The sequence below is a fragment of the Megasphaera sp. DISK 18 genome (assembly GCF_001682955.1).
Taxonomy (GTDB): Bacteria; Bacillota; Negativicutes; order Veillonellales; family Megasphaeraceae; genus Megasphaera; species Megasphaera massiliensis.
The window spans coordinates 1-5,613 of record NZ_LUGJ01000053.1 but is presented as its reverse complement, the minus strand read 5'-3'; the positions used below and the strand labels follow the sequence as shown (position 1 = coordinate 5,613).

General features: G+C 49.8%; 8 protein-coding genes. 3 read left to right on the top strand and 5 right to left on the bottom strand.

Annotated features, from left to right (window positions below; translation table 11 throughout):
• Positions 1–136: 136 nt before the first annotated feature.
• From murB to trmL, 3 genes are read right to left on the bottom strand one after another with little or no spacing between them, the layout of a single operon-like run.
• On the bottom strand, positions 137–1,063 hold the full coding sequence (gene murB, locus A0U42_RS10010) for a UDP-N-acetylmuramate dehydrogenase (RefSeq protein WP_044504129.1): 927 nt from the start codon (positions 1,061–1,063) through the stop codon (positions 137–139).
• On the bottom strand, positions 1,056–1,400 hold the full coding sequence (locus A0U42_RS10005; RefSeq protein ID WP_044504130.1) for a YlbF family regulator: 345 nt from the start codon (positions 1,398–1,400) through the stop codon (positions 1,056–1,058). The genes murB and A0U42_RS10005 overlap by 8 nt, the downstream gene beginning before the upstream one ends.
• A 38-nt stretch (positions 1,401–1,438) precedes the next feature.
• Complete coding sequence (gene trmL / locus A0U42_RS10000) at positions 1,439–1,927, bottom strand: tRNA (uridine(34)/cytosine(34)/5-carboxymethylaminomethyluridine(34)-2'-O)-methyltransferase TrmL (protein ID WP_065360854.1); 489 nt, start codon at positions 1,925–1,927, stop codon at positions 1,439–1,441.
• Positions 1,928–2,085: 158 nt separating this feature from the next.
• Between trmL and A0U42_RS09995 the strand changes: the two genes are divergently transcribed.
• From A0U42_RS09995 to fliB, 3 genes are all read left to right on the top strand, one after another.
• On the top strand, positions 2,086–2,514 hold the full coding sequence (locus tag A0U42_RS09995; protein ID WP_065360853.1) for a hypothetical protein: 429 nt from the start codon (positions 2,086–2,088) through the stop codon (positions 2,512–2,514).
• Between the two features lie 25 nt (positions 2,515–2,539).
• Positions 2,540–3,205 (top strand): metal-dependent hydrolase, encoded by a 666-nt coding sequence (locus A0U42_RS09990; protein ID WP_065360852.1) that lies wholly within the window; start codon positions 2,540–2,542, stop codon positions 3,203–3,205.
• Between the two features lie 70 nt (positions 3,206–3,275).
• Positions 3,276–4,160 carry a flagellin lysine-N-methylase gene (fliB, locus tag A0U42_RS09985; protein WP_065360851.1) on the top strand — a complete coding sequence of 295 codons (885 nt, stop codon included), beginning with the start codon at positions 3,276–3,278 and terminating at the stop codon, positions 4,158–4,160.
• Between the two features lie 72 nt (positions 4,161–4,232).
• Here the strand turns inward: fliB and A0U42_RS09980 are convergent, their stop codons facing one another.
• Both A0U42_RS09980 and A0U42_RS09975 read right to left on the bottom strand, forming a co-directional pair.
• The gene (locus A0U42_RS09980; RefSeq protein WP_065360850.1) at positions 4,233–5,087 is read right to left on the bottom strand and encodes a polysaccharide deacetylase family protein; all 855 of its coding nucleotides are present in this window, start codon (positions 5,085–5,087) and stop codon (positions 4,233–4,235) included.
• A gap of 10 nt (positions 5,088–5,097) precedes the next feature.
• Entirely contained in the window at positions 5,098–5,496 is a 399-nt protein-coding gene (locus A0U42_RS09975) for a hypothetical protein (RefSeq protein WP_044504136.1), read from the bottom strand.
• Positions 5,497–5,613 lie beyond the last annotated feature (117 nt).

Sequence of the window (5,613 nt, the reverse complement as noted above, 5' to 3'; positions counted from 1 at the left end):
CAACATTTGACAAAGAGCCCTAAAAAAGCACAAAAAGGCAGCCTCCCGCCAACCGTTATGCCACCGAAAGGGGCATGACAGCTGAAGGTAAACTGCCTTTCCATATACATTTTTCAAGCAGACCACGGATGACTGCTTAATCTTCCCCGATGATACGGACTTCTGTTTCCAAATGGACGCCATGGGCCTGTTCGACCCGAGCCTGCACTTCATGGATGACGTTGAGGACGTCCTTGGCTGAGGCATGGCCCGTATTGACGACAAAGCCGGCATGTTTCGTCGATACCTGGGCATCGCCGCAGGACAGGCCTTTTAAGCCGGTCTGATCGATGAGGGTCCCGGCAAAATATCCCGGCGGCCGCTTAAAGGTACTGCCGGCACTGTGCATCTCGAGGGGCTGCTTGCTGCGGCGGCGATGCATGAGATCGTCCATCTTGGCCTGGATTTCGTCGCCCTTGCCGCTGCGCAGGGTCAATTCGACTTCGACGACGAATTCCTGAGACTTCTGGAATCGGCTTTGGCGATAAGAAAAGCCGAAGTCCGGTGCTTCATAGGTACGGACGCTGCCCTTGCGGTCTACGACGCGTACCCGCGACACAACATGGCTCATTTCGCCGTCGTAAGCGCCGGCGTTCATGAATACGGCCCCACCGAGGGTTCCCGGAATGCCGCAGGCAAATTCCATCCCTGTCAGGCCGTTTTCCTGAGCGAACTGGCAGACGTCCTTTAACATGTATCCGGCACTGGCCAAAATTTTACGGTCATGGCAGGCCAAGGTCTTTTTCAAGGACTGCAGCTGAATGACGACGCCGCGGATGCCGCCGTCGCGGACAAGGACGTTGGACCCGCCGCCGAGAACAGTGACCACCAAATCTAATCGCCGAGCAGCCCGGATGGCCAAAGACATTTCCTTAACCGATTCGGGCAGCACTAATACATCTGCCGGACCGCCGACGGCAAAAGTCGTATGTTCGCTCATCGGTTCGTTCAGCAGAATCCGTCCTGTGGGAATGGATTTACTTAATTCTGAGACAAAAGTCGTCAGTGCATATTTATTAATCAAGGATGCTCATTCCTTCTGCCATTGCATTTTGAATAATCTGAAATACTTCACCGGCCATACCCTGCCATTTGTTGTAATGGGTCAAATATTCTACAGCCGTTTCATTTCGTTTCACCAATTCGGCTTTCTGATTCAACAGTTCGATTTTCTTGCGGATCGGTTTATCTCCCATCGACTGGGCATAGGCGAGCTGTGCCTGGAGCATCAGAAAATCACGGACCAGCTTCTTGGTCTTTTCGTCGCTGTTAAGCTTCTCACCGGCAGCGAGAAGGGCCTTATATTCTTCACAATCCTGAATGACACCGGCCAATTCATGGGCCTTATCATAAATTTCCACGTTTTACACCTCATTATTCTAAAAATAGAGGGCCTTGACTATCGAAGATTCTTAATGCCAATGCCGCTCTTGGCCAAGCCCGGGAAACCGAGCTGACGCATAGCTTCATAGGATACGATGGCGACGGTATTCGACAGGTTGAGACTCCGTGCGTCTTCTACCATGGGAACCCGGAAACAGCGTTCAGGGTTGGCCTTTAACAGGTCTTCCGGAAGGCCTTTTGTTTCCTTGCCGAATACGAGAAAGTCGTCTTCTTGGAACTGGATATCGGCGTAACACTGTTCCGATTTCGTCGTTAAATAAAAAAAGCGATGCTCCTTATATGTATCCAGGACTTCCTGAAAATTTTCATGGACCCGAACGTCGACGAGGGACCAGTAATCGAGTCCTGCCCGTTTTAAGTGCTTATCATCAATGGAAAACCCTAGAGGCTTTACCAAGTGCAGTGAAATATGATTGGCTGCACACAACCGGGCGACGTTGCCCGTATTGCCGGGAATTTCCGGCTCTACCATTACGATATGCATGTTATATCACTCTCCAATGGATATTGTACAGGATTTATACAGGAAGTACAAGAGGAACATTGCGTTTATGACTTTTTTATGGTACACTTATGAATAATAGTTATTGTTTAATAGAAATACAGTTTTTCTGTAAATTTTTTAGAAAGAGGTGTCTTTTTATGGACAATTTTGACAACATTGCTCAGTACCCTATGTATTTCGCTCCCGGCTGTAGATTGCTGCAGCTGCAGCCCCAGATGGTTTCCGAAGTCTATGACTACCTGCGTCAGCTCTTCGGCAGCAAAATGCATCTCTACACCCGCTGCTGTTTCCTCGACGACGCCAACCAGCACAACGACGAAGCCGTCTTCATCACCTTATGCGATACCTGTTTCAAAATCTATGGCGAAACCTATGCCAACCTGCATATGCGCGACTTCTGGAACGTCTATGACGAATATAAAGACGTCTATCCTCTCGGCGCCAAAGAAGACGAACTCCGCAAGACCTTGAAGAACACCTTCTGTGGCTCGCTCCCGCAGAAACACGTCAAGGATTGGCTCGAAGAATGGAAGAAATGGAGCTTGAACAGTACAGAAAAAGACTGATTCGTCTTTAGGAGCAGAGGCTATCATGAAATTTAACTATTATGGTCATTCCGCATTCACCCTTTCTGATGACGTTACGACGATTCTCTTTGATCCGTTCATTACCGATAATCCTTGGACAGACATCTGTCCCACTGATATTGCCTGTCAATACATCATCATCACCCACGGTCACGGCGACCACTACGGCGATGCTGAAGCCATTGCCAAAGCAAATGACGCAACGATTATCAGCACGGCAGAAATCGCAAACAAAGCGGCTGATGCAGGCTGTAAGGCTCATGCCATGCACGTTGGCGGCAGCGCTTCCTTCCCCTTCGGCAAGGTGCGGCTGACTCCGGCCTTTCACGGCTCGGGCATTGCAGGCGGACTGGCCTGTGGTGTCATCGTCGAATTCGGCGGCAAACGCGTTTACTTTGCCGGCGACACGGGCCTCTTCTCAGATATGAAAATTCTCGATCGCTTCGGTCAAATCGACTGCGCCGTCCTGCCCATTGGCGACAACTTCACCATGGGCATAGAGGATGCGGCCCTGGCAGCATTATGGGTGCAGCCCCATTTCGTCATCCCCATCCATTACAAGACCTGGCCGATCATCGAAGCCGACCCGCAGGAATACAAAAAACTGACGGAAACGAAGTACAACATTCCTGTCCAGGTCGTAGATCCGGGAACGACATATGAATTCTAGCTTTCAAAAAAGGAGCTGTTACGGCAGCTCCTTTTTTTGTCTCCTTGTCACCTAGAAAGGACGCCATCTTTTGATCATTCCCGATTTTTATCCCCATTTCCGCTGTAAGGCCGGCGATTGCCGCCATACCTGCTGCAAAGGCTGGGAAATAGACATCGACGACACCACCGCCGCGTACTACCAGGATCTTCAAGGTCCGTTAGGCGAGGCCATCCGACACCATATCGAAGAAGGCCCTGATGCTTGGCACTTCGTCCTGACCGAAGACGAGACCTGTCCCTTCCTTCGTCCCGACGGCCTCTGCCGACTCATCTTAGAAGGTGGCGACACCATCCTCTGCGATATCTGCCGCCTCCATCCCCGCTTCTTTGAATGGCTTACCAATGATGCCGGCCAAGAGTACCAACTCGGCGGCCTGGGCCTTGCCTGTGAAGCGGCCTGCGAACGGCTGCTAAAGGAAAAAGGCCCCCTTCATTTCATCGACACGGAAGATCCGTCGGTATCTTGGACCTTAGGCGGCCTCTTACAGGATATTGGCTGCGACCTGCAAAAAGACCTCCTGACCTATGAGCCCAACTCATCAGAAAGCGCCAGCGAACGTCTCTTAGCCATTTTTTCTGAAACAGAACCTATCGACGAGGCTTGGACAGCGGCGCTTATGGCACTAAAAACGAAGCGGCCGGAAAGAGAAACCGTACAGGCATCCATCACACGTGACAAGGTCTTATACCAGCGGATATACGATTATATCTTTTATCGTCAGCTGGAAACCTTTGTCGACTCCCCCATAGAAACCCTTGCCTGCTATGCAGCCCGCAATACGGATTTTATCGCCCTTACGGCAACCGCCTCGGGCGATCTTCTCGAAGCTCTCCGCCGCTGGTCAGAACAAATCGAATACGATACAGACAACGTAAGACACCTAAAGGATGCCGTCCTTACGGGCAGACTGTAGGCGACACAGACAAAAACCCCGGTTCCAGGATGTACCTGAAACCGGGGTTTCATTGTCAAAGAAGGTTCCCTACTATGGTTCGGGAATGTGCTGGGCCAAATCTTTGGTGATTTCGATATGGCTGAAATATTGGTGGCTATTCCACAAAAGAGCACTAAAGGCACTGAAGGTCAGGCGGAACCGGAAATGGTTGAAACTGATAGGTCCTTCAAACAGCGGGACGCGGTCGAGGTCATAAGGATCGTCCCAGGGAAAATCGCGACCCGTATTGACCGTAAAGGCATAACGATATCCCGCTTCCTTTGTTTCTTCCATGACCATATCATTATACTTCCCTTCCGGGAAGGCGATGAACTCACAAGGCTTGCCCGTCGCCTTTTCGATGGCGGCTTTAGAGGCCTGCAGCTCATACCGTGCGCCTTGGCGGTCAAAGCTGGTCAAGGGCTTATGACTCATCGTATGGGATCCGAATTCCATGCCGTCAGCCGCCATTTCATGAACCTGGTCCCAAGTCAGATAGCCCGGCGTTCCCACGAGGTTGATAATGAGGAAGATCGTCCCCCTCATGTGATACTTCTTCAAGATGGGATAGGCGTCTTCATAATTGTCGACATAACCGTCATCAAAGGTAATGAGGATTGGCCTGTCGGGCAAATCTCCTTCGCCCCGCATATAGGCATCGAACTGTTCCAAGGTGATAGCATGATAGTCGTTGTCATGAAGGTACTTTATCTGTTGTTCAAAATCGGCTGGCTTCATGGTCAGTACCGTATTGAACTTATTGTTGACCTGATGATAGTTCAAGACAGGCACGCCGGTCAGATGGTAGTTCGTCGAACCGAAATACCAAAAGGAAAACACGCCGATGAGTAGGACCAAGACGGTAAGGATGACGCCAATGATCCAGGAACATATTTTTTTCACCATAAGACTTCCTTTATTTTTTCATTTTTTCTGCGGTCTTGAAAAAATGGTTCTCTGTCAGCCATTCTTGATTTCCCGTTTCCAAGGCTTCTTTCAATTCCTTGACACAGATATTTTCCATCTGAATCGTCTCCATGGTCGTCGTCATGTACTTCGTTTCTTCGTACAGGTAGTTGTCCCATTCTTCTTTTACGACGGCATCTTTTAAGGCAAAGAGCAGGTCTTCCGACTCCTGCTGTATCGCCAGTAATTCAGTCCAATGGGCGTATTCTTCTTCCGTCAGGACGAACTCGCCGTACATATCCGTTTCTAATTGTTCCTGGGAACAGACGATGGGTTTGGCATAGTCTCTTCCCGTCTCGCGGTCATAGACGTGGAGCTCACGGTTTTCTCCATTGACAGTAACACGCATGGTGTACACCTCCGCTTGAGTTTAATCAAAGTAAATACAAGTTCTATTATACAGGATTTTAAGGCCGCGTCAAAGGGATTTTTGCAAACAAAAAAAGGGTTCTATAATAAATGTTGG

What these genes read in the sequence shown, in the direction of transcription:
- trmL (WP_065360854.1), bottom strand. Translation starts at nt 1,927, where the DNA reads ATGCATATCGTAATGGTAGAGCCGGAAATTCCCGGCAATACGGGCAAC.
- A0U42_RS09995 (WP_065360853.1), top strand. Translation starts at nt 2,086, where the DNA reads ATGGACAATTTTGACAACATTGCTCAGTACCCTATGTATTTCGCTCCC.
- A0U42_RS09990 (WP_065360852.1), top strand. Translation starts at nt 2,540, where the DNA reads ATGAAATTTAACTATTATGGTCATTCCGCATTCACCCTTTCTGATGAC.
- A0U42_RS09980 (WP_065360850.1), bottom strand. Translation starts at nt 5,087, where the DNA reads ATGGTGAAAAAAATATGTTCCTGGATCATTGGCGTCATCCTTACCGTC.
- A0U42_RS09975 (WP_044504136.1), bottom strand. Translation starts at nt 5,496, where the DNA reads ATGCGTGTTACTGTCAATGGAGAAAACCGTGAGCTCCACGTCTATGAC.